This is a genomic window from Vibrio sp. La 4.2.2, assembly GCF_027586995.1.
Lineage (GTDB): Bacteria > Pseudomonadota > Gammaproteobacteria > Enterobacterales > Vibrionaceae > Vibrio > Vibrio mediterranei.
The window spans coordinates 365,272-389,050 of the sequence record NZ_JAPPTJ010000006.1; the positions used below are offsets into that span (position 1 = coordinate 365,272).

Sequence of the window (23,779 nt, forward strand, 5' to 3'; positions counted from 1 at the left end):
CTTTTCTATGCAATAATCAAATAGAACTTAATTTGACTTGATATTCAGCACTGATTAGAACGGGATATCGTCATCGAAGTCCATTGGTGGCTCATTGTACTGCGGCTGCTGTTGAGCAGGTTTTTGCTGAGCTGGTTGTTGTACAGGTTGTTGAGGCTGTCCCCAACCCTGTTGTTGAGGAGCTTGCTGCTGCATGCCACCACCTTGGTTCATGCCGCCTTGCATACCACCCTGCATAGGAGCACCACCACCTTGGCGGCCACCTAGCATTTGCATCACGCCGTTGAAGCCTTGAACAACGACTTCCGTTGTGTAGCGGTCTTGACCACTTTGATCTTGCCACTTACGAGTTTGCAGTTGACCTTCAATATAAACTTGAGAGCCCTTACGCAGATATTCACCAGCAACTTCCGCTAGCTTGCCAAACAGAGCAACACGGTGCCACTCAGTTTTTTCACGCTGCTCGCCTGTCGCTTTATCACGCCAAGATTCAGAGGTTGCGATTGTAATATTCGCCACGGCACCGCCGTTTGGCATGTAACGAATTTCTGGGTCGTTACCTAAGTTACCCACTAGAATGACTTTGTTTACTCCACGGCTTGCCATGTTTTGCTCCGTAACCACAGTGTGTTTCAAATTAGCCCAGTAGGATAACACGAACCACTGGTACCGCAACAGCGCTTATCCTGAGGATACCAAAATAACCCCTTTCCCCTCGTTATTACGAGCGAAGCAAACAATGATAAACTTTATATTTATATCAATTACTTAGATAGTTTTAAGTCACTCTCAAACTACTTTTTTATCACTAGAACATAAACTACATACTCGTCAACATGCATAAAAACCACCAGTAAAAGTGTGCTATGAGAAGAAATAATTACCAACGCGTCATTCAACATGTCACTCTTAATCAAGAGGACTCAGTTACCAAAAGGGTAAAGCGCTTATCCCATCTAAGTATTAATGCTATTGAAGCCATCACTCCTCAGGATCTACTTTCAACCACCTCCGGTTCTCGTAATCGTATTTTGCTCTTTGATTACGAAGAATCCTTAGATCTTTTCCAACAAGTGTTAAACCTGCCTTTAGCAAGCAAAAATTTTGAGACCGTACTGATCAATGTTCCGCATCGGCTAACGACCGAGGAGATCCTTAGATATGGTCATATCAAAGGGCTCTTTTACAGCCACGAAGACGCTAAGAAAATCGTGATTGGTTTAGGAGAAATCATTAACGGCAAAAACTGGCTACCTCGAGAAGTAACCAGCCAACTGTTACACCACTATCGCCATGTGGTTTCAGCAAATACCTCTCCCACTGTGGTAGATTTGACGGCTAGAGAAATCGAGATCCTGCGGTGTCTGCAATCGGGAGCCAGCAACTTACAAATATCTGAAGACCTATTTATTACTGAATCCACAGTAAAATCCCATCTTTATCAGGTGTTTAGAAAACTTTCGGTAAAAAACCGCCTACAAGCGATAGCTTGGGCTAATCAAAACCTTCTCTCCTAACAATATAAACAATACACGTTCTTCTAAGTAGAGAGTTCGCTATGAGTTTTCACCGCAAAACAGAGCGAACTCTGACACATTTCTACTGTCATAAACTAACGATACTATGTAGACTTAGGTCCAATCGCCCGTCAGTGGCAACAAATTAAAACGAATAAAGATAAAGGGTTTTATCATGATCAAGAAGTGCCTATTCCCGGCAGCTGGTTACGGAACTCGCTTCCTACCCGCCACAAAATCTATGCCTAAAGAAATGATGCCAGTGGTTAACAAACCACTGATTGAATACGGTGTGGAAGAAGCCATTCAAGCGGGAATGGACGGAATGTGTATTGTTACAGGTCGTGGTAAACACTCCATCATGGATCACTTCGATAAAAACTACGAGCTTGAACACCAAATTAGTGGCACTAATAAAGAAGAGCTTCTTGTTGATATTCGCGACATCATTGATTCAGCACAATTCACCTACATTCGCCAACGTGAAATGAAGGGCCTCGGCCATGCAATTTTGACTGGTCGTGAGCTTGTAGGTGACGAACCATTTGCCGTCGTTCTAGCGGACGACCTTTGTGTTAACGAAGATCAAGGTGTACTGGCTCAAATGGTCGCGCTCTACAAGCAGTTCCGCTGCTCAATCGTTGCGGTTCAAGAAGTTCCTGAAGATGAAACGCACAAATACGGTGTTATCTCTGGCGAAATGATTAAAGACGATCTTTTCCGTGTAGATGATATGGTTGAAAAGCCGGAGCAAGGCACAGCGCCTAGCAACCTAGCGATCATTGGTCGTTATATTCTGACTCCAGATATTTTCGAGCTAATTGAACAGACAGAACCTGGCAAAGGCGGTGAAATCCAAATCACTGACGCCTTGCTTAAACAAGCAAAAGCTGGCTGCGTTTTGGCCTACAAATTTAAAGGTCAACGTTTTGACTGCGGCAGCGTAGAAGGCTATATCGAAGCAACGAACTACTGCTTTGAGAATCTTTACCTAAAAGATGAGAAAACTGCAGAGCTTGGCAAACACGCTACGAAGAAAGCGTAAGCCTTGAGCTCAAAGAATAAACGGTAAGCCGTAGCGCCACTTTCATCGAGAAGTGGCGCTTTTTACGTTTATGGACCTGTTTTTTTATCCAGTATTTCTTTGCACAAACTTCACACTATGTAATACTTGTCACACTAAGTATTACATGAGTGGCAACAATGGATAAGATCGAAGTTAGGGGTGCTCGAACCCATAACCTAAAAAACGTCAATCTGACAATTCCTCGCGACAAACTGACCGTTATCACTGGCCTTTCGGGCTCAGGTAAGTCTTCACTTGCCTTTGATACTCTGTACGCAGAGGGGCAACGTCGTTATGTGGAATCCTTATCCGCTTATGCAAGACAGTTTTTATCCTTGATGGAGAAGCCTGATGTTGACCACATCGAAGGCTTGTCTCCAGCCATATCTATTGAGCAAAAGTCCACCTCGCATAACCCTCGCTCAACTGTAGGTACCATCACAGAAGTCTATGACTACTTGCGCTTGCTGTATGCTCGAGTGGGCGAGCCACGCTGCCCAGAACACAAAACACCATTAGCCGCACAAACCGTTAGCCAAATGGTTGATAAAGTTCTAGAGCTACCGGAAGGCTCTAAAATGATGTTACTAGCTCCAATTGTTAAGGAGCGTAAAGGTGAGCATGTTAAAACTCTAGAAAACCTCTCAGCTCAAGGTTTTATTCGCGCCCGTATTGACGGAGAAACCTGCGATCTTTCAGATCCACCGACACTTGAGTTGCATAAAAAGCACACCATTGAGGTGGTTGTCGACCGCTTTAAAGTTCGAGATAACTTACAGCAGCGTCTTGCCGAATCTTTTGAAACCGCGCTTGAACTCTCAGGTGGCATCGTCGGTGTTGCTTGGATGGATGAACCAGAAAAAGAGGACATCATCTTTTCTGCCAATTTTGCTTGCCCTTACTGTGGTTATAGCTTGCAAGAGCTTGAGCCTCGCCTGTTTTCGTTTAACAATCCTGCAGGTGCCTGCCACACGTGTGATGGTTTAGGAGTCCAGCAATACTTCGATCCAGCACGAGTCGTGATGGATGAAGATCTGAGCATTGCTGAAGGTGCGATTCGTGGTTGGGATCAGAAGAACTATTACTACTTCCAAATGCTGACCTCACTGGCCAAGCACTACGACTTTGACTTATACGCGCCCTTTAAATCTCTGCCCAAAAAGATCAAAGATGTGGTACTTACAGGCTCAGGTCGCACAGAGGTGGAATTTAACTACGTTAACGATCGCGGTGATATCCGCGTGAAACGCCATCCATTTGAAGGGATCCTAAATACCCTTGAGCGTCGTTATCGTGATACTGAATCTAACTCAGTGCGTGAAGACCTCGCGAAGTATATCTCGACAAAATCCTGTGGTTCTTGTGGCGGTACTCGTCTGCGTGAAGAAGCTCGTAATGTCTTTATTGCTGATACCACATTGCCAGAAATCGTCGAAATGAGCATCAGTGGTGCCATGGACTTTTTCCGATCATTAGAGCTTGAGGGACAACGTGCCCAAATAGCAGAGAAGGTCATGAAAGAGATCAATGATCGTCTGCACTTCCTCGTTAATGTCGGCCTTAACTACCTAAACCTGTCACGCAGTGCCGAAACGCTTTCAGGCGGGGAAGCGCAGCGTATCCGCTTGGCAAGTCAAATTGGAGCGGGTCTAGTCGGGGTAATGTACGTTCTCGATGAGCCTTCTATTGGTCTCCACCAGCGCGATAATGAACGTCTTCTCAATACGCTAACGCACTTAAGAGATCTAGGTAACACCGTATTGGTTGTTGAACACGACGAAGACGCTATCCGAACGGCAGACCATGTCATTGATATTGGCCCTGGTGCAGGCGTACATGGTGGTTCTGTAGTAGCTGAAGGTACTATTGAAGACATTATCCAATCAGAAGAATCACTAACCGGTCAGTACCTAAGCGGGAAACGAGAAATTGCGATTCCTCAACAGCGTACACCAATGGATGCCAAGAAGGTGGTGAAGCTGCAAGGTGCAACAGGCAATAACCTTAAGAATGTCGATTTAACTATTCCAGTTGGTCTATTTAGCTGCATTACTGGTGTTTCCGGTTCAGGTAAATCCACCCTGATTAATGATACCTTCTTTAAGATAGCGCACACTCAGCTCAATGGAGCGACAACTGCCGAACCATCCCCTTATAAGAAGATTGAAGGTTTAGAGCATTTCGATAAAGTGATCGATATTGACCAAAGTCCAATAGGTCGTACACCCCGCTCTAACCCTGCTACTTATACTGGTATCTTCACCCCCATTCGCGAACTGTTTGCAGGCACTCAAGAGTCACGCTCTCGTGGCTACAAACCTGGTCGCTTTAGCTTCAATGTTCGCGGCGGCCGCTGTGAAGCATGTCAAGGTGACGGCGTTATCAAAGTAGAGATGCACTTTTTACCTGATGTATACGTGCCTTGTGACGTATGTAAAGGGAAGCGTTATAACCGTGAAACGTTAGAAGTTCGCTACAAAGGCAAGACCATTGATGAAGTGCTACAAATGACTGTAGAAGATGCTCGTGAGTTCTTCGATCCGGTTCCTGTAATTGCTAGAAAACTACAAACCTTAATGGACGTAGGTCTTTCGTACATTCGTCTCGGTCAAGCTGCTACGACACTTTCAGGTGGTGAAGCTCAGCGGGTTAAACTGGCTAGAGAACTCTCTAAACGTGATACGGGTAAAACACTCTATATCTTAGATGAGCCAACAACCGGTCTGCACTTCCACGATATAGAGCTACTCTTGTCCGTTCTTCATCGTCTGCGTGACCATGGCAATACCGTCGTGGTTATCGAGCACAACCTTGATGTCATTAAAACTTCTGACTGGATCATCGATTTAGGGCCAGAAGGTGGACAAGGAGGAGGAGAAATTATCGCTCAAGGCACCCCAGAAAATGTGTCTCAAGTCGAAGGTTCTCACACAGCACGCTTCCTAAAACCTATGCTAAAAGGTTAAATTAGGGCATCTTAGAAGAGTGACGTATGGTTACGTCACTCTCTTTCTTGTTCATTAACTAGTAGCAAGCATGGCAATTATTCATACCAACGGTACAGAACTGGCTGAAAACCGAGTTCGTCCCCCGCTCAATCGAAAATTCATGGCCGCTATGGCGATGCTTTATCTCATCGCGACACATGTTTTCTGGCCAAATCCAGGCGGCTTAGGGCTTGCACTTACCTTCAATAACACAGCATGGATTGCATTTAGCGTCGCTTTAGCTATTGGGCTTTATCAACTCGGTAGCAACCAAATATTGCGTTACAGCAAACTTACTATTGGTTTGTTGCTATCTTGTATTCTGTTAAGTACTCCACTGTTCTACAGCAAGCCCGACATAATTTCCGTCGCTCCTCGCTTTATTGCTCTGTGGAGTGGCATGTTGTTGTTCATTGTTTTGCAGCAGTTTCAGTTCACCAATAAGCAGAAACAACGGTTTCTGTGGTTAGTTGTCCTAGCGGCTCTGATTGAGTCTGCGATTGGCTATGGCCAGTATTTCTTGCTGTCCGATGATAATTTCATGGGATATGACGTAGTCATTAACCGGCCCTACGGCATCTTCCAACAGCCTAATGTGATGGCGAGCTTTCTCGCTACCGCTCTGGTTCTATCTGGTTATCTGCTCGCACGTCAACGACATAAATATAATTGGCACATCAGCGATGTCTCCATCTTATATTTAACACCCGTAATTACCTTACCTCTAATTGTCGTTTTAGGCTCAAGAACCGGCTGGCTAGGTGCACTAATCGGAACATTGCTGCTTATCCCTTATCTGTACCGACACTCGACTAGGAAGCGCTTTCGAGGCTGGACTTTTGCTAGTTTAGCTGGCGTAGCATTGGGACTTTTTCTTGGGTTTGGGAACACCAGTAGCCAAAACCTTATCGAACAAAAAGCCAGCTTTACCGACATTCGTGCAACGATTTACAGCCAGTCCATAGATATGCTGATCGAGAAGCCATTTACTGGCTATGGATTAGGAAAATTTGAACCTGAGTACATGGTGTATACGGCTCGACAGCACCAGCTCAACAACCATTTTTCTGCTGGGGTACCTGCTCTAGATCACCCACAGAACGAATTGTTGTTTTGGGGAATTGAGGGGGGATTGCTGCCGATTTTAGGCATTTTGCTCGCGGCTCTTTTCGTCCTAAGCCGAATTTACACCGCTAAACCTGGGACACGCTTGGCTATATTCGCTCTATTCCTACCCATTGTTCTGCACAGTCAATTGGAGTATCCGTTTTATCATTCATTGATACACTGGATTACCTTTATCATCCTGATTTATTGGGTAGATCAACGTACGCCTCGATTAAAACAAGCTTCTTTATCCGGTGTAACTAAGACACTGACACGAGTGATGTCTCTTTTGATACCAATTTTGGTTACCACCTATATGGTTGCGTCTTTGCATACCAATTATGTATTAAACAGGTTTGAAAAATCTGACCCAGTCGACGCCACCATCTTAGAGAAAGTCAGTAACCCCATGGCATGGCAAGATCGTTATGACTGGGATGTCTATAGCACTTATCTGAAGCTCGGGTTACGCACTGGCGATAAAACGCTTATTCAACCTTATATTGACTGGTCTGTGGATATTATCCGTCACAAGCCACGTCCTGCCTTTTATCGTAATCTCATATTGGCTTACCAAGGGATAGGAGATACGAGTAAAGCTCAGCAAGTAAAAACCGAAGCGGAGTATCTGTTCCCTTATCAGCAGTTTGAGCTAGTTGCTACCGAACCAGTACAGGCGAAGTCTCAGCTATAAACTAGATACGCTCAATGACTAAGAAAACGGGATGCTACTTTAGCGTCCCGTTTTTTATCCACCCCATTCATATAGAGCAGGAATATCAATGATATCGTTATCAAAGCGAATCGTAATAAACTGAGGTTCTATAGCGAGTAGTTGGATGTTATTCAGCCTATCTCCCTCTTTTAACTCCTGGCCGTTGATTTTGACCCAACGTCGCTGAGCGTCAGACGAATACATATGAGTTTGTAAGTTCAAGGCAGGCAGACGTCCACGATAACGAGCTTGATTATCTTCTAGAGCAATATGATCTGAATTACTTGGTATTAAAGAAGGTTCTGTCTTATTGATGGCAGATGCAACCTTGCGAGCAATCTCAGGGTCTAAACCACTCAGATCTAAGTTCTCTAAATCAAAAGGCTGTTCTGAAACTGTGTTGGTATCTGGCACAACGTCAATAGGTGAACTAGCACTCGTTGTGTTTGCGACTTGAGTGACCTGAGTCGTAGTAACGGGCACGCTTACTTGCGGCAACGGTTTAAGCTCCGAAAAATCAGGGTATGCCAAAATAGAATATGGTTTGCTTAGTTGTTGTGAGTCCTCAGGTGCATTCTGAGAGGCCATTGTACCGATAGATACGAGGACCAAACTACTCCAGATTAGAGACTTCATAGTGACCCCTCTTGGTTCTGTTTAGCTTCGATAGAAGGAGGGTTATTCTGGGTTAACAGCTCCAATTTACGTAACGTATTACGCCCAGCTATGCCATCAACATCAATATTCTGCCAACGCTGAAAGATTTCCACTTTGCGCTTTAGTGCTTCATCGAAAATATCGCTACCAGAAGGTGTACCTCCAAGCACTTTTGACAGTTTTTCATCCAATAACCGAACTTGCGCTCCCTGTTGATTTAATCGGAGCGTCGTTTGCAGTTCACGTTGCCAGATAGAGTAGTATTCACCAGTCCATAACTGCTCAAGCCATGACTTCGGCAAAGAGATACGTTGCTGACCATTCAGTACTTGCACTTGGTCGTCTGAAACTTGATACAGCACCACATAGCTTTGTTGTCCATCCAAATACAGAGACATCACAACGGGCAGATTCTGTTGTTCTATCTGAGACAAGGTACCTAAATACTTTTGGCACTCAAAACTACTGCTCGGTGACTCTTCGCACATGCCATCAAGTACGCCTGCTTTATAGCCCCAAACCGCGTAAAGCTCTTGAATCGCCGATATTTTATCTTTTCGTTTAAACAAATCTTGCAGTAGCTCTTTAGGATAAGGTTCTGCAACATTGTTAACAGGTAATATCACTTCTTGGGAGGGAGTGTTTGAGGTACTGACTGGCTCAGCAACAAGCTGTTGGTTTGATAATGATGACAACCACGCTAATCCTTCGGCGCCTTTCCAGTACAGCCCCCCTGCAATCGCAATACCTAGTAGCGCAGGCATTGCATACGTCGACAATAACTCTGACAAACCACCACTTGTATTTTGCACCGAATGTCCTACACCAGGAGCTTGGAACGAAAGAATGTCCTCACAAGCGCTTTGTGCCAAGGACTTAGATACTTGTTTCTCGCCTGAGTGATAAGCATACTGCAACGCTTTATCACCGATGAGGTTAATCAAACGCGGAATACCCTGACTGGCTTTATTCATCACAGCGATAGCCCCCTTCGAAAACAGCGAAGTGTCACCGCCAGCCGTCGACAAACGAAACTCTATATATTGGCGAGTCTCCCCTTCCGTAAGCGGCAATAAGTGATAACGTCCGGTGATTCGTTGGGCCAATTGACGTAATTGGGTTGTACGCAGTTTGTCTTGCAACTCAGGTTGACCAATCAACAACACTTTCAGTAACTTATGATCATCCGTTTCAAGATTAGTCAACAGTCGCAACTGCTCAAGAACTTCCGCAGAGAGATGCTGCGCTTCATCGATTACAAGCAGCGTATTAATACCTTGTTGGTCATTATCGATAAGATACTGGTATATGGCTTGACTGAGCTGTTTTAAGGAGGCCTTTTCAGGGTAACTAAGAGAAAACTCATCGCAAATAGCTTCAAGCAGATCTTGACTCGAAAAGGTTGGATTTAGGATCAATCCAGATGCTGTTTTATCATCCAGTGACGCTAACATAGCTTTGGCTACAGTGGTTTTTCCCGTCCCAACTTCCCCCGTTAACATGGCAAATCCACCACCTTGTCCGAGACCGGCTTGAAGATGCTGCATTGCTTCTCGATGTCGCTGACTCAAGAATAAATAACGAGAGCTTGGTACTATTGAAAAAGGCACCTCGTAAAAGCCAAAATAATCCTTATACATCCATTCAACCTTACAATATCAGTCAAAGCAAAGTACCATTGAGCTAGATGAATGCCAACGGCTAAGTACGAAAAAGGGGAGCCAATTTGCAAGTCTATCTTGTTGGGGGCGCAGTGCGCGACCAATTACTAAAACTTGAGGTCTACGACAAAGATTGGGTCGTGGTTGGTGCAACTCCTGAGCAAATGTTGGCTGACGGCTTTCAAGCTGTAGGCAAAGAGTTTCCCGTCTTCTTACATCCTAAATCGAAACAGGAGCATGCACTCGCTCGCACTGAGCGCAAAGCTGGTAAAGGCTACACTGGTTTCGAATGCTTTTCATCGCCCGATGTCACTCTAGAGCAGGACTTAATGCGCCGTGACCTTACCATCAACGCCATGGCACAAGATGATTCAGGGCGTATTATTGACCCCTACAACGGACAACAAGACTTAAAAGATAAAGTACTACGTCATGTATCACCGGCATTCGTTGAAGATCCGCTTAGAGTATTACGTGTCGCTCGTTTCGCCGCCAAGCTTAGACATCTAGGGTTTACGGTCGCTCCAGAAACCATGGATTTAATGAAATCAATCGTTAACGATGGAGAGTTGCAACACTTAACCGCCGAACGAGTCTGGCAAGAGTGGCACAAATCACTGACAACTCGTCATCCTGAGGTATTTTTAGATGTACTTCGTTCCTGCGGTGCTCTTGCGGTTGTTTTGCCAGAATTAGACGCACTGTTTGGTGTTCCGCAACCTGAAAAGTGGCATCCTGAGATCGATACAGGCATACACACGCTGATGGTTGCGCAGCAAGCCGCATTGCTAAGCACATCGCCAATTGTCCGTTTTGCCGCTCAAGTCCATGACCTCGGAAAATCTCTAACGCCAGCAGAAGAGTGGCCAAGCCATAAGCTTCATACACACACTGGGCAAAAAGCTATAAAGTCTCTTTGTAGTCGTGTACGTGTGCCTAATGAGTACCGTGATTTAGCTGTTGCGGTTTGTGCTCAGCACTCCAACGTTCATCGCGCGGCCGAACTAAGGCCGGCAACCTTCATTAAGATTTTTGGTCAACTCGATGTGTGGCGTAAGCCCGAGAAATTACAGCAAGTTTTGATGTGCTGTGAAGCCGACCATAAAGGACGAAAAGGACTGGAGAGTAACCCGTATCCACAAGCCGAACGTTTCATGCAAGCTTACCAAGCAGCAATCAGCGTGGAAGTACAAAACATCATAGCAGATGGTTTTAAAGGACAAGCGATTAAAGAAGAACTGGATAAGCGTCGTGTTAAAGCCGTAGAACAAAGCCTATGCCCTAAAGCTTAGGCTTTATCGTCTTAGCTCATCAGTAGAAACGCAAATAAGCCCACACCTAAAATCAATCGATAGATCACAAATGGTGTCATACCCATTCTTGAGATCAGTTTTAGGAAAAAGTGAATACAAATGTATGCGCTAATAAAAGACACAATGATGCCAGTTAGCAGGAAACCAACATGAATGGGCTCAGAGCCTGTCACCAGTTTTAGACCAAGGTAAGCACCAGCTAAAGTGATGATTGGAATAGACATCAGAAACGAGAAACGCGCTGCCGCTTCGCGAGTAAATCCGAGATACAGCGCCGCGGTGATGGTTGCACCAGAGCGAGAAGTACCAGGTATGATCGCCAAAGCTTGTGCTAAGCCAATAAATAACGCTTTCTTCCAACCCGCTTGGTATTCATCGTCTGCTAACTTGGAGTTTTTATCCACCCACCAAAGCAGCAAGCCAAACACAATTGTCGTTGTCGCAATCACATAAGCACTGCGCAAATACAACTCTACAATGTCCTTCATCAACAAACCAAAGATACACGCTGGAATCGTTGCTAGGACAATCATCCAAGCCAGCTTAGCCTCTTTGCTGCGCTCCCCTTTGAAAATAGAGCCGAATAGCGCGCCAAACAGGGTAACCACTTCCTTGCGGAAATAGATAACCACCGCAGCTAACGTACCCACGTGTACTGCCACATCAAAGGCTAAGCCTTGGTCTTCCCATCCTAAAACCGCTGAAGGCAAAATCAGGTGAGCCGAACTTGAGATAGGCAAAAACTCAGTAAGCCCCTGAATTAGCGCCAATATAAAGGCTTCAAAGTAACTCATTATTAACTACCAACTAAAATTGAAAATCGATTCTTCTTAAAGCCACAGGAGCTGGAATCGCCGCTAAGATCTGACAGAGTGAGCGCTCATCATTTGGAATGACCAAATCTGGAGCAAGATCATACAGAGGTTGTGTTACAAATGAATATTTAAAAATGTCTTCACGTGGAACAAGCGGTTTTTTTTGTGAGATTTCATTTCCAAACAACAGGATATCGAGATCTATGGTGCGATTTTGAAACTTAGCCGCGTCAATATCTCGCCCCCACTTTACTTCGATCTCTTTCAGAGCTGCACTAAACTCAACCAAGTTCAGCGATGTATCTAAACGAACCACCATGTTGTAGAAATCATTACCAGAGAAACCAAAAGATTCACAAGCATACACCGGTGACATCTTTAAGTTACTAGCGATGAGCGATAGCTCTTGGCACGCAGCGCGAATGTGTTTTTCACGATCCACATTAGAGCCCACACCAACGAAGGCAGTAATCATGCCTCGCCTCTTTCGATGACAACACCAACACTTTTGGCCTGTGGTACTGCACCCGGTTTCGCTAAACGAATTTTCACCCAAGGCACTAAAAATTGAGTTTGAATTAACTCAGCAATTTCTTCAGCAACTCTTTCTACCAGCAGAAAACGACCATTTTCAATATGGTTGAGTACGGCTTCGCTCACCTTTGAGTAATCTAATGCATCAATGACATCGTCGCTTTTTCCAGCAGGAGCATTGTCGTGAGCCATCTCAATATCTAATATAAGCTTTTGTTTTATTTCTTGTTCCCAGTCATAAACACCAATAGTAGTAATGACTTCAAGCTGTTCTATAAATACTTTATCCAATGCCATGATTTGTCCTTTATTAGAGGTCGGATACCCATTTGTCGGGAAAAAACGTACTATTTTCGATATGATATCAGTCCCCTTAGATAATTTCTTGCGAAAAGGTGCCTAATGACCCCGTTAGCGTTTGCTATGATCATCGCAGCTTACTTACTTGGTTCAGTCTCAAGTGCAGTGCTGATCTGTCGTTTGCTGCGATTACCCGATCCAAGAACAGTAGGCTCAAATAACCCAGGCGCTACCAATGTGCTTCGTATCGGAGGCAAAGGGGCTGCGGTGGGTGTACTATTGTGCGATATGCTCAAAGGTACAATTCCGGTTTGGAGTGGCTACTATCTGGGGATAGACCCTGTCATTCTTGGTGTCATTGCGATTGCTGCGTGTCTTGGGCACATGTACCCTATTTTCTTTCACTTCAAAGGCGGAAAAGGAGTCGCGACCGCACTTGGTGCAATTGCACCTATCGGCTGGGATCTCACCGGACTTATCACTGGCACTTGGCTACTGGTTGCTGTGATCTTTCGTTATTCGTCCTTAGCGGCCATAGTCACTGTTTTGCTTGCACCAGTTTACACTTGGATGGCAAGACCACTCTTTACGCTTCCTGTTGCTATGTTGAGCTGTCTTATTTTACTGAGGCATCACCAAAACATTCGCCGATTGTTTGATGGAAGTGAACCCAAGCTTGGTAAGAAAAAAATCTCGTAATTTTCAGCTAACTAAAAAGCAAAAAGCGGCGCCAATTGGCACCGCTAAATACTATTCGAGCATAGATAGCTATTACTACTAGCTATGCTGAGCTAAGAACTCTGTCAGCATGGCAGTCACGTATTCTGGCTGCTCTAAATTACTGATATGACCGGCTTCTGGGATCACGTTGATCGCACTGCCAGAAATCAAATCATTCATCAAATACGATTCAAGTACCGGACGTGGCTTATCTTCTGCTCCGACAGCTACTAGAGAAGGTAGCGCGAATTTCTCAATTTCATCGCACAAATCACGTCGACCGAAGACCATACGACCAATCCGTGCAACTTCAACCGCTCTGTCACCGCTTAACGCAGACAACTTAGCTTCAAAACCATCAACAAGATCAGCATTAACCTGTTTGGCATTATTGGCGAAGAACAGTGGCACCACTGCTTCAACAATTGGTGCTGGCACGGCTTTAAGCTCGGTGATCGTTGCTAGCATGGCGAAATATTTAGCATGAGCAACTTCAGGCTCTAGACCTACAAACGTGTCCATAAGGACTAAGCTTTTGACTCTCGCTGGTGCTAATGCGGTTAGCTCTGCGCCCCACATCCCGCCAACGGACAAACCAACGATAGAAAACTCATCAATTTCAAGCTCATCCATTAACGCCAAGAGATGTTGCGCGTAATCTTTAAGATTCGACATCGAAGTTGGCGCTGCCTCGGACTCGCCATGTGCCCAAAGGTCTGGAACAATGCAGCGATAGTGTTGGCTTAGCGCTTCTACTTGAGGTTGCCACATAGCACTGTCCCACAAATAGCTATGACCCCAAAGAACTACTGGTCCTTGACCCACATCTTGATATGCCATGGTTTGGCCATCAACCTTGAATTGTTTCATATTCGTTCATTCCCTATGTTTTTTAACAGGTTAACACAGATAGTAAGTCACAAACTTTCGCTGTTTTGTTAAGATATGTCGTTAAAAAAGGCCACCTAAGTGACCTTTTCTTTACGCTTTAATCGGCTTTAGTTGGTCAATTGGCCAACGTGGCGTAGCTTCTACTGAGAGCTCAGCGGCTTCACCATTTTTCAGTCGCTGCATACCTGCATAAGCTATCATGGCACCATTATCGGTACAAAATTCAGTACGAGGATAATAGACTTCGCCTCCAATTTTGTTCGCGAGGGTTTCAAGCTCTTGACGCAAGAATTTGTTAGCACTCACTCCACCGGCAATAACAATACGCTTCATACCAGTTTGTTTTAGAGCACGCTTGCATTTAATTGCCAGTGTATCGCACACCGCTTCTTGGAATGCATAAGCGATATCTGCACGGGTTTGTTCACTATCATCATTGGCGGCGATTGTATTCGCAGCAAAAGTCTTCAAACCAGAGAAACTCATATCCAAACCTGGACGATCCGTCATTGGGCGCGGGAACTTAAATCGACCCGGTGTGCCTTTGTCAGCTAATTTAGACAACAAAGGTCCGCCTGGATAATCCAACCCCATCAATTTAGCGGTCTTATCAAAGGCTTCACCCGCAGCATCATCAATAGACTCACCAAGGATCTGATATTCACCAATGCCTTTTACTTCAACGATCATACTGTGGCCACCAGAGACCAAAAGCGCAATAAATGGAAATGGCGGTGGGTTGTCCTCTAACATTGGAGCAAGCAGGTGGCCTTCCATATGATGTACAGGAATAGCCGGAACCCCCCACGCGTACGCCATGCTTCGACCAATCGTAGTACCTACTAATAGTGCACCAACCAGACCCGGACCAGCGGTATACGCGACACCATCAATATCTTTTGGTGTTAAATTCGCTTCCGCTAATGCAGCTTTGATCAACGGGATCGTTTTTTTAACATGATCACGAGACGCCAGTTCAGGAACCACACCACCATAATCGGCGTGCAGTTTCACTTGGCTATATAGTTGATGCGAAAGCAATCCTTTCTCATCGTCATAGATTGCGATGCCAGTTTCATCACAAGAGGTTTCAATACCTAAAATGCGCATATTGTTCTCGACATATTTCGAAATTGGCGCAATATTACCTCGTCATTGGCTCTCAAACAAATTTTGTACAAGAGATAGACGACAAAGTACTTTACAAAGCCCATCTGATCGGATTAAAATTCCGCACCATTTTTGATCTAGCTGGTTTATCGCTTAGAACTAAGAACTTCGATAGGAACGTCTTAGACCTAACAAACAAGCGCCAGCATTAATGAATAGTTAACCCCTGAGGTGAAAGGCATATGCCAGTAGTTAAAGTACGTGAAAACGAACCGTTCGACGTTGCACTACGTCGTTTCAAGCGCTCTTGCGAAAAAGCAGGTATCCTTTCTGAAGTGCGTCGTCGTGAGCACTATGAAAAACCAACTACAGTTCGCAAACGCGCTAAAGCAGCAGCTCAAAAGCGTCACGCTAAGAAGCTAGCTCGCGAAAACGCTCGTCGCGTTCGCCTGTACTAATAACTAGGTCCAATAGGATTTAAGTTATGGCTCTGATTGATAAACTCAAAGACGAGCAAAAACTAGCGATGAAAGCCAAGGACAAACCGCGCCTTGGCACTATTCGTTTAGCTTTAGCCGCCATTAAGCAACGTGAAGTTGACGAACAGATTACTCTGGGCGAAGACGACATTCTTGCTGTGCTGACTAAAATGGTTAAACAACGTCGCGACTCTGTTACGCAATTTGAAGCAGCTGGTCGTCAAGACCTTGCTGAAGCTGAGCAAGCTGAAATTGCCGTACTTGAGGACTTTATGCCTCAACCGCTGACTGACGAGGAAGTATCTGCACTGATTGAAAGTGCGATTACCGAATCTGGTGCTGCGGGCATGCAAGACATGGGTAAGGTAATGGGTGTGCTTAAGCCACAAATTCAAGGCCGTGCAGATATGGGTAAAGTAAGTGGTCTAGTTCGCGCTAAACTCGCTTAATCTCCCAATCAAATTGCAGCAAGCCGTGCTATCCTTTGGAACGCACGGCTTGTTTGTATCTCACTCTCGTAAAAAGGTTTTATGGCAGGAATTATCCCTCGTAGCTTTATTGATGATCTGTTGGCTCGTCTCGATATAGTCGACATCATTGATGCGCGCGTAAAACTGAAAAAACAAGGTAAGAACTACGGTGCTTGCTGCCCTTTCCATAACGAGAAAACACCGTCATTTAGTGTTAGCCAAGAGAAACAGTTCTATCATTGTTTTGGCTGTGGTGTACACGGTAATGCGATTGACTTTCTTATGGAATATGAACGCCTTGAGTTCGTTGAGGCGATCGAAGAGCTGGCCGCTTCACTTGGGTTAGATGTCCCTCGTGAACAACGTAATGGCAGCTCAGGCAATTTTTCCAAAGGGCCTACAGCCAATAGTGAGCAGAAACGATCTTTGTACGATCTCATGGGTACGATCGGACAGTACTACCGAGATCAGCTTAAAGTTTCATCAAATAAAGCCGCTATAGAGTACTTAAAGGGTCGTGGACTCTCTGGAGAAATTGTCCAAAAGTTTGGCATTGGTTATGTGCCTGACGAGTGGGACAGTGTTCGAAAGAACTTCGGTCAACAGAAAGCTACCCAAGACATGTTGGTGTCCGGCGGTATGCTAATTGAGAACGACAAAGGTAACCGATACGACCGATTTAGAGGACGTATCATGTTCCCAATCCGCGATAGGCGCGGAAGAGTAATTGGGTTTGGCGGACGCGTTCTTGGTAACGACACGCCTAAGTATCTCAACTCACCCGAAACACCGATTTTCCATAAAGGTAAAGAGCTGTACGGCCTTTATGAAGTGTTGCAGGCGTATAGAGAGCCGCCACAAGTCTTGGTTGTTGAAGGCTATATGGACGTTGTTGCCTTAGCTCAATACGGTGTTGATTACTCCGTCGCCTCACTTGGCACATCGACCACAGGCGATCACCTTCAGGTCTTGTTTCGTCAAACAAGCACCGTGGTGTGCTGTTACGACGGTGACCGAGCGGGACGAGATGCAGCATGGCGCGCCATGGAAAATGCTTTGCCGTATCTAAACGATGGCCGACAACTAAAATTTATGTTTTTGCCGGATGGCGAGGATCCCGATTCCTTCATTCGTCAAAACGGTAAAGAGGCATTTGAAACTGAAGTACAAAATGCAATGCCTCTCTCTGACTTTATGTTCTCCTCGCTAATGCAGCAGGTAGATAGTCGAACAAAAGAAGGAATGGCGAAGCTTAGTACGCTAGCCGTTCCACTCATCGATAAAGTGCCAGGTGGAACCCTGCGTCTATACTTGAGAGAACTTCTCGGACGCAAACTTGGGCTTGTTGATGAAAGGCAGCTTCAGCAACTAATTGACCGACAAGGCCAACAAGAAACGCGAGCTCAGCCTCATAAAGAGATTAAACGCACACCAATGCGTGAAGTGATAGCTCTCCTTTTGCAAAATCCGAGCTATGCTGAAATGGTACCTGACCTCTCAACGGTAAGAGATTTATCATTACCGGGGTTGAATTTATTCGTGGAAGTGGTTGATAAATGTCAAGCGCATCCCCATATGACTACAGGCCAGTTATTAGAACAATGGCGTGGTAGCAACAATGAGGCACTTCTGTCTCGTCTCGCAAGTTGGGTTATTCCACTTGACGACGACAATCAAGAAGACGTATTTATCGATTCATTGGACAAGATATTGTCTCAGTGCATCGAAAAACAAATTGAAAACCTGCAGGCCAAAGAAAGAAGTGTCGGCTTATCAGTCGAAGAAAAACGGGAGCTGCTAGCCTTGATGCTAGACTTAAAAGCGTAACCCAATTCAGTTAGTCAGCAATGAATAAATTTGTTAATATTAGTGGTTTGCATTTCGCATACTAAAATTCCTTCACCAGATCTTAAGTTGGATATCGTCTATGGACCAAAATCCGCAGTCACAGCTAAAATTACTTGTCATTAAGGGCAAGGAACAAGGCTATCTGACCTACGCAGAAGTAAATGACCACCTACCTGAAGAAATCGTCGATTCTGAACAGGTAGAAGATATTATTCAGATGATTAATGACATGGGTATTAAGGTAGTAGAAACTGCTCCTGATGCTGATGACCTTGCTCTGAATGATGACAACAACATCACTGATGAAGATGCTGCCGAAGCTGCTGCAGCGGCACTTTCAAGTGTAGAAAGTGAAATCGGCCGTACAACTGACCCAGTGCGCATGTACATGCGTGAAATGGGTACCGTTGAGCTATTGACTCGCGAAGGCGAGATCGACATTGCGAAACGTATTGAAGACGGTATCAACCAAGTTCAAAGCTCTGTAGCTGAATACCCAGGCACTATCCCTTATATTCTTGAACAGTTTGACAAGGTTCAAGCTGAAGAGCTTCGCCTTACCGACGTAATCACAGGCTTCGTCGATCCAAACGAAGAAGAAACGACAGCGCCAACGGCGACTCACATCGGTTCTGAGCTTTCTGAAGCAGATCTGGAAGATGAAGACGACGAAGACGTTGATGAAGATGACGATAGTGAGGAAGAGGAAGAAGATACAGGTATCGACCCTGAACTTGCTCTAGAGAAGTTCACAGCGCTTCGCAATAGCTATCAAGACCTTCAACTGGTTATCAACGAATATGGTTACGACAGCCCACAGGTGGCTAAGTCACATGAGTTGGTCCAAGAAGTCTTTAAAGAATTCCGTCTGACACCAAAACAATTTGATCACCTAGTGAACGAATTGCGCACTTCTATGGATCGTGTACGTACTCAAGAGCGTCTGATCATGCGTCAAGCTGTTGAATACGGCAAGATGCCTAAGAAGTCTTTCATTGCTGTCTTTACTGGTAATGAGTCAAGTGAAGCTTGGCTAGATGAAGTACTTGCCTCTGACAAGCCTTACGCAGAGAAAATCAAACGTTACGAAGATGACATTCGTCGTTCGATTCAAAAACTAGACATCATTGAAGAAGAAACATCGCTTTCTGTTCAAAACATCAAAGACATCAGTCGTCGTATGTCTATCGGTGAAGCGAAAGCTCGTCGTGCGAAGAAAGAGATGGTTGAAGCGAACTTACGTCTCGTAATTTCGATTGCTAAAAAGTACACCAACCGCGGTCTACAGTTCTTGGATCTGATCCAAGAAGGTAACATCGGTCTAATGAAGGCAGTAGATAAGTTTGAATATCGCCGTGGTTATAAGTTCTCAACTTATGCGACATGGTGGATCCGTCAGGCAATCACTCGCTCTATCGCAGACCAAGCGCGTACAATCCGTATTCCAGTGCATATGATCGAAACGATCAACAAGCTGAACCGTATCTCTCGCCAAATGCTTCAAGAAATGGGCCGTGAGCCTCTTCCAGAAGAATTGGCAGAACGTATGCAAATGCCGGAAGATAAGATCCGTAAAGTACTAAAAATCGCTAAAGAGCCTATCTCTATGGAGACACCAATTGGTGACGACGAAGATTCGCATCTAGGTGACTTCATTGAGGATACTACTCTAGAGCTGCCTGTTGATTCAGCAACAATGACTAGCCTACGAGTGGCAACTAAAGACGTGCTAGCAGGTCTTACTCCTCGTGAAGCAAAAGTATTACGCATGCGTTTCGGTATCGACATGAATACTGACCACACTCTAGAAGAAGTGGGTAAACAGTTCGACGTAACGCGTGAGCGTATCCGTCAGATCGAAGCGAAAGCACTACGTAAATTGCGTCACCCAAGCCGCTCAGAGACCCTGCGCAGCTTCCTTGACGAGTAATTCGTAAGCAATTTAACAAAAAGGTGAGCACTAGCTCACCTTTTTTGTTTTATGCGGTTTAAGTGATTAAAAAGCAAGCGCAATTACCCCTTATTGTGTCTAGACACCCAGCGTCCCTTCCCCTATAATCATCCACCTATCGGCCCCTTAGCTCAGTGGTTAGAGCAGTCGACTCATAATCGATTGGTCCGCAGTTCAAGTCTGCGAGGGGCCACCAAATTTAGAGAAGGCGCATGGAGAAATCCATGCGCCTTTTTCGTTTTTCAGTCGTACTAAACAATTACTACTAGCACTCAATACGCTAAGCGAGTAACGTTATCAAATGAGCATCGAAACCCTGCTAGTTAATATATCGTTACATAACTTCACCAGTTAACGCTTTACACTTGCTTCTTGGCGTTGAACACTGCCTTGCAACGTGTAGTTAGCAGTCAATAAAGTAGAGTCTGAAAGATATTATGAATAACGCGACGGCTAAAAAGTCGAATCCCCTATTTGAAATCCTATTTAACGTTTTCATCCCGTCCTTCATTTTGATGAAATTTAGCGGTGATGAACACCTAGGGACGACCATGGCGTTGGTTGTCGCTTTACTCTTCCCTGTCGTGTACGGTGGCATGGACCTAATCCGCAACAATAAGTTTAACTTTATCGCTGCGCTAGGCTTCGTGAGCGTCCTATTGACCGGTGGTATAGGCCTATTAGAACTAGACACGCGCTGGTTGGCCTTTAAAGAAGCCCTGATTCCTGGCCTAATCGGTTTAGCGGTACTAGGCTCAACATTTACTCGTTACCCATTCATGCAAAAGATGATTTTGAATGACAGCGTGTTTAATCTGTCATTAATCAAACAGCGCTTGAATGAGAATGGTAATACCGAAGGCTTCGAACGTTGCTTAGTCTCCTCAAACTACTTATTTGCGAGTACTTTTGCTTTTTCCTCAGCGATGAACTATTTCTTAGCAACATGGATTGTTACCAGCCCAGCAGGAACACCAGCGTTTAACGAGGAGCTTGGTAAGCTCACACTATATAGCTACCCTATCATCGCAATTCCAAGTATGTTGATGATGGTTGGTATCTTCTACTACCTGTGGCGCCAAATCAGACAAATGACGTCATTAGAAACCGAGCAGATCTTCCATAGCGAATAATTCTCCAACGCCTGAGAGCAGTTTTTCTCTCAGGCACATCCACACAAACGTTCCCTCACATACAGAAGCTGTCCTCTGCTGTTCGAAAATTCTCTCTGTTAGTGTTACTTAAGTCTTCAGTGCTCACTTCAATCTAAAGCATCTTTTGACGCAAAACACTTAATTTTCTCGCCGTAAATTAAGTATTAAAAAACACATTAATCAAATCTAATTGAGTGTATTCGTCGCGATAATGGAGGCCAAAAGAACGGATTATTCATCAATTTGCGATAGTAATCACAACAAATAGCTCACTCAATTTTCCATTAAAAATTAACGTTTAAATTCACCTAGTGATCATAGTCACAGCAAATCTAAAACTGAATTTAAGGCTTTATAAATAAAGATACACCTGGTTTGTAATCACTAACAAACTCTGTTTTTACCACTTAAAAATGTGATGTTTACCCACCACCAAATTTGTTCAAAAAACACTCATTGCCATCGATTTTTGACGTTTTTGACGTGTCAAAATACTATTTTGACGTTTTTAACGGGAACAGTAATTGATAAATTATCTTTTAAGGTGTTTTCTTAATAACGCCTAAGGCCTACAGGCCACTCTTTAGGACACATGTTAAGAGGTAGGCTTTAGCACAATGTGAGGAAGGTAGGCTTACCTTCCAGTGAAACAAAAGCAAATAGTAAGGAATAGCTATGCTTGCGCATATTAAAAAAACAGCACTAGCGACAGCAATTATCGCAACCTCAGTAACAGGCTTTAGCTCTGTTACCGTCGCAGCGGAACGCAGCGAACTGACCATCCACCCGAAAGAGTTCAACACTTTTGTACGCAACTTTAACCCTTATCTGGGTGCGACCAACCTACACACTACAACAGATTTCCTATTCGAACCTTTAGTTGTTTTCAACGAAATGCATGGCAACAAACCAGTGTTCCGTTTGGCTGAAGGCTTCAAAATGTCTGATGACCTAAAAACAGTGACCTTTGATATCCGTAAAGGTGTGAAATGGTCTGACGGCGAAACATTCGACGCCGATGATGTTCTATTCTCATTCAATCTAGTGCAGAAAAATCCAGCACTAGACCAAAGCGGCATCAACTCTTGGGTAGAGAAAGTTGAAAAGCTGAATGACTACCAAGTGAAGTTCTATCTAACAGAAGCAAACTCTAACGTCCCATACGAGATTGTTAAAGTGCCAGTGGTTCCTGAGCACGTGTGGAAAGACGTTAAAGATCCAACGACCTTCACTAACGAAAATCCTGTAGGTTCTGGTCCATTTACTGAGATCGATACATTCACTCCACAGCTATACGTTCAATGTCGTAATCCTAACTACTGGGACAACGACAACCTAGAGGTTGATTGTCTGCGTGTTCCACAGATTGCTAACAACGACCAGTTCCTAGGCAAAGTTGTTAACTCAGAAATGGATTGGACATCATCGTTCATTCCTGACATTGACCGCACTTATGCTGCCGCTTCTCCAAACCATCAATACTGGTATCCACCAGCGGGTACACAAGCATTTGTTGTTAACTTCAAAAACCATGATGCTGCGAAAAAAGAAGCCCTTACTAACGTCGACTTCCGCCGTGCATTCTCGATGGCTCTTGACCGTCAAACTATCATCGACATCGCCTTCTATGGCGGCGGTACTGTGAATGACTTCGCTTCTGGCCTTGGCTACGCATTCGCCACTTGGTCTGACGAAGCGATTCACAATAAATACAAAGGCTACAACAGCTACGATGTTGACGGTGCAAAAGCATTGCTAGAAAAAGCAGGCTTTAAAGATGTGAATGGCGATGGCTTTGTAGACACTCCATCAGGTAAATCATTTGAGCTCTTTATCCAATCACCTAACGGCTGGACAGACTTTAACAACACGGTTCAACTCGCTGTAGAGCAACTAGCTGAAGCGGGCATCAAAGCCAAAGCTCGTACGCCTGATTTCTCTGTTTATAATCAAGCAATGTTAGAAGGTAACTACGACGTCGCTTATACCAACTACTTCCACGGTGCAGATCCATACACGTATTGGAACTCTGGTTATAACTCAACGCTTCAAGCTGGTGACGGTATGCCTCGCTTTGCAATGCACTTCTATAAAAATGCTGAGCTAGATAACTTGCTAAATAGCTTCTACAAGACGGCAGATAAAGATGAGCAGCTAGAAATTGCTCATGGCATCCAGAAGATCATTGCTCAAGACCAAGTCACTATTCCAGTGATGTCAGGTGCTTACATGTACCAATACAACACCACTCGTTTTGCGGGTTGGTGGAACGAGCAAAATCCTAAAGGTCGTCCAAATATCTGGGCAGGTATTCCAGAGCGTCTATTACACGTACTGGACCTAAAACCAGTTAAGTAAACACAAACTAAAAGCGGTACATCCGTACCGCTTTCTTCCCCTCTCTATGTCTATTTGATGTTTGGCGCTCGTCGTCAGGGGATTGCTCGTCTCTAATTTGGAGGCGGCGTAGCCAGCCAAGGAAAA

Annotated in this window: 20 protein-coding genes and 1 tRNA gene; 13 read left to right on the top strand and 8 right to left on the bottom strand. The window is 44.7% G+C overall.

What is annotated here, in order from left to right; translation table 11 throughout:
* Positions 1–54: 54 nt before the first annotated feature.
* A complete protein-coding gene (locus tag OH456_RS16245; RefSeq protein WP_006070982.1) occupies positions 55–606 on the bottom strand; it encodes a single-stranded DNA-binding protein in 552 nt (183 codons plus the stop codon).
* Positions 607–866: 260 nt separating this feature from the next.
* Between OH456_RS16245 and OH456_RS16250 the strand changes: the two genes are divergently transcribed.
* The 4 genes from OH456_RS16250 to OH456_RS16265 all read left to right on the top strand — a co-directional run bounded on the left by OH456_RS16250 (position 867) and on the right by OH456_RS16265 (position 7,371).
* A complete protein-coding gene (locus tag OH456_RS16250) occupies positions 867–1,517 on the top strand; it encodes a LuxR C-terminal-related transcriptional regulator (protein ID WP_006070980.1) in 651 nt (216 codons plus the stop codon).
* A 175-nt stretch (positions 1,518–1,692) separates the two neighbouring features.
* Complete coding sequence (galU, locus tag OH456_RS16255) at positions 1,693–2,562, top strand: UTP--glucose-1-phosphate uridylyltransferase GalU (RefSeq protein ID WP_006070978.1); 870 nt, start codon at positions 1,693–1,695, stop codon at positions 2,560–2,562.
* A 158-nt stretch (positions 2,563–2,720) separates the two neighbouring features.
* Complete coding sequence (uvrA, locus tag OH456_RS16260; RefSeq protein ID WP_006070977.1) at positions 2,721–5,549, top strand: excinuclease ABC subunit UvrA; 2,829 nt, start codon at positions 2,721–2,723, stop codon at positions 5,547–5,549.
* A 70-nt stretch (positions 5,550–5,619) separates the two neighbouring features.
* Positions 5,620–7,371 carry a PglL family O-oligosaccharyltransferase gene (locus OH456_RS16265; protein WP_236109176.1) on the top strand — a complete coding sequence of 584 codons (1,752 nt, stop codon included), beginning with the start codon at positions 5,620–5,622 and terminating at the stop codon, positions 7,369–7,371.
* 54 nt (positions 7,372–7,425) lie between these two features.
* Here the strand turns inward: OH456_RS16265 and OH456_RS16270 are convergent, their stop codons facing one another.
* Entirely contained in the window at positions 7,426–8,028 is a 603-nt protein-coding gene (locus OH456_RS16270; RefSeq protein ID WP_236109177.1) for a general secretion pathway protein GspB, read from the bottom strand.
* Positions 8,025–9,689, bottom strand: coding sequence for an AAA family ATPase (locus OH456_RS16275; RefSeq protein ID WP_236109178.1), 1,665 nt, complete (start codon positions 9,687–9,689; stop codon positions 8,025–8,027). Before OH456_RS16275 ends, OH456_RS16270 begins: the two co-directional genes overlap by 4 nt.
* Before the next feature lie 86 nt (positions 9,690–9,775).
* Here OH456_RS16275 and OH456_RS16280 point away from each other — a divergent pair, with 86 nt between their 5' ends.
* Positions 9,776–11,002: a multifunctional CCA addition/repair protein gene (locus OH456_RS16280; protein WP_270033873.1), complete on the top strand. Its 1,227-nt coding sequence runs from the start codon at positions 9,776–9,778 to the stop codon at positions 11,000–11,002.
* An 11-nt stretch (positions 11,003–11,013) separates the two neighbouring features.
* On the opposite strand, the gene OH456_RS16285 is transcribed toward OH456_RS16280, so the two are convergent.
* From OH456_RS16285 to folB, 3 genes are read right to left on the bottom strand one after another with little or no spacing between them, the layout of a single operon-like run.
* Entirely contained in the window at positions 11,014–11,817 is an 804-nt protein-coding gene (locus OH456_RS16285; RefSeq protein WP_038229107.1) for an undecaprenyl-diphosphate phosphatase, read from the bottom strand.
* A 13-nt stretch (positions 11,818–11,830) separates the two neighbouring features.
* The gene (gene folK / locus OH456_RS16290) at positions 11,831–12,313 is read right to left on the bottom strand and encodes a 2-amino-4-hydroxy-6-hydroxymethyldihydropteridine diphosphokinase (RefSeq protein ID WP_031494595.1); all 483 of its coding nucleotides are present in this window, start codon (positions 12,311–12,313) and stop codon (positions 11,831–11,833) included.
* Positions 12,310–12,669, bottom strand: a complete 360-nt coding sequence (folB, locus tag OH456_RS16295; protein ID WP_270033874.1) for a dihydroneopterin aldolase — start codon at positions 12,667–12,669, stop codon at positions 12,310–12,312. The genes folK and folB overlap by 4 nt, the downstream gene beginning before the upstream one ends.
* A gap of 105 nt (positions 12,670–12,774) precedes the next feature.
* Between folB and plsY the strand changes: the two genes are divergently transcribed.
* A complete protein-coding gene (gene plsY / locus OH456_RS16300) occupies positions 12,775–13,371 on the top strand; it encodes a glycerol-3-phosphate 1-O-acyltransferase PlsY (RefSeq protein ID WP_038229101.1) in 597 nt (198 codons plus the stop codon).
* Between the two features lie 78 nt (positions 13,372–13,449).
* Here plsY and OH456_RS16305 read toward each other — a convergent pair whose 3' ends face one another.
* Positions 13,450–14,262, bottom strand: a complete 813-nt coding sequence (locus OH456_RS16305) for an alpha/beta fold hydrolase (RefSeq protein ID WP_270033875.1) — start codon at positions 14,260–14,262, stop codon at positions 13,450–13,452.
* 111 nt (positions 14,263–14,373) lie between these two features.
* Positions 14,374–15,393 (bottom strand): tRNA (adenosine(37)-N6)-threonylcarbamoyltransferase complex transferase subunit TsaD, encoded by a 1,020-nt coding sequence (gene tsaD, locus OH456_RS16310; protein WP_038229098.1) that lies wholly within the window; start codon positions 15,391–15,393, stop codon positions 14,374–14,376.
* 242 nt (positions 15,394–15,635) lie between these two features.
* Here tsaD and rpsU point away from each other — a divergent pair, with 242 nt between their 5' ends.
* The 7 genes from rpsU (at position 15,636) to OH456_RS16345 (ending at position 23,653) form a co-directional block, all read left to right on the top strand.
* Entirely contained in the window at positions 15,636–15,851 is a 216-nt protein-coding gene (gene rpsU, locus OH456_RS16315; protein WP_001145625.1) for a 30S ribosomal protein S21, read from the top strand.
* Positions 15,852–15,877: 26 nt separating this feature from the next.
* Complete coding sequence (locus OH456_RS16320) at positions 15,878–16,321, top strand: GatB/YqeY domain-containing protein (RefSeq protein ID WP_006075067.1); 444 nt, start codon at positions 15,878–15,880, stop codon at positions 16,319–16,321.
* 81 nt (positions 16,322–16,402) lie between these two features.
* Positions 16,403–18,169: a DNA primase gene (gene dnaG / locus OH456_RS16325; RefSeq protein WP_006075066.1), complete on the top strand. Its 1,767-nt coding sequence runs from the start codon at positions 16,403–16,405 to the stop codon at positions 18,167–18,169.
* Positions 18,170–18,269: 100 nt separating this feature from the next.
* A complete protein-coding gene (gene rpoD, locus OH456_RS16330; protein WP_006075065.1) occupies positions 18,270–20,120 on the top strand; it encodes an RNA polymerase sigma factor RpoD in 1,851 nt (616 codons plus the stop codon).
* Between the two features lie 141 nt (positions 20,121–20,261).
* Positions 20,262–20,337: transfer RNA gene (locus OH456_RS16335), tRNA-Ile, on the top strand.
* Positions 20,338–20,578: 241 nt separating this feature from the next.
* Positions 20,579–21,274: a VC0807 family protein gene (locus tag OH456_RS16340; protein WP_124940604.1), complete on the top strand. Its 696-nt coding sequence runs from the start codon at positions 20,579–20,581 to the stop codon at positions 21,272–21,274.
* Between the two features lie 696 nt (positions 21,275–21,970).
* Entirely contained in the window at positions 21,971–23,653 is a 1,683-nt protein-coding gene (locus tag OH456_RS16345) for an ABC transporter substrate-binding protein (RefSeq protein WP_038229092.1), read from the top strand.
* The last annotated feature ends 126 nt before the right edge of the window (positions 23,654–23,779 follow it).